This is a genomic window from Pseudoalteromonas luteoviolacea NCIMB 1942 (assembly GCF_001625595.1).
GTDB lineage: Bacteria > Pseudomonadota > Gammaproteobacteria > Enterobacterales > Alteromonadaceae > Pseudoalteromonas > Pseudoalteromonas luteoviolacea_A.
Map to the genome: position 1 here is coordinate 1 of NZ_AUXT01000121.1, position 775 is coordinate 775.

The 775-nt window shown below is 40.4% G+C and carries 1 protein-coding gene; it reads left to right on the forward strand.

Features of this window, described 5'->3' with window-relative positions; genetic code table 11:
- Positions 1 to 130 precede the first annotated feature (130 nt).
- Positions 131 to 775, forward strand: a 645-nt coding sequence (locus N482_RS06645) for a transposase (RefSeq protein WP_063376309.1), incomplete at its 3' end; no start/stop codon positions are given.

Below are 775 nucleotides of genomic sequence, written 5' to 3' on the forward strand. Positions count from 1 at the left end.
GGGCGTTGAGGCTGTAGAATTACTCATTTCAGGAACTGATTCTACACTTCTTTCCTTTGCTTGATTTTTAACCTTGAACCCACTTAGTGACTGTGATCTAATAGATATTATTCATCCACGGTAACGTGTTATGGCCAACTACAAGCCTGACTTCTCCTGCCAAAATAAATTCATTCCTATCAATTTCTCTGAGCAAATTTTGCCAGGCACCTTTGAGTATGCGCTTTGTCATATTGTTGAAAATAAACTCGATTTAACGGGGTTTGATGCATGGTACAACAACGATAAAACAGGCGCTGCGGCATATCCACCATCGTTGATGCTAAAGATTATTTTACTTGGTTATGCACATGGTTTAATCAGTAGTCGTCGTATTGCTAAAGCATGTGAAACAAACATTTTATTTATGAGTGTGTCGGGTGATATTCAGCCGCATTACACATCAATAGCGGGTTTCGTTGCTAAAATGCACGAACAAATTGAACCGCTCTTTACGCAAGTGCTGATGATATGTGACGAGGAAGGTTTAATTGGCCGTAATATGTTTGCCATTGATGGGTGTAAATTAAAGTCCAATGCGAGCAAGGAGTGGAGCGGCACATTCGATGAGTTATACCGTAAAAAAGCCAAACTAGAGCGAGCAAGTAAACGCATGATTGAGCGCCATCAAGCACAAGATGGCCTAAGTGAAGAGCAGGTCACTCAGGACTTAAAGCAAAAAGAAAAGTTGGATAAAAGTGCAGATAAAATCGCACAGTTTTTAGCCACACATCAA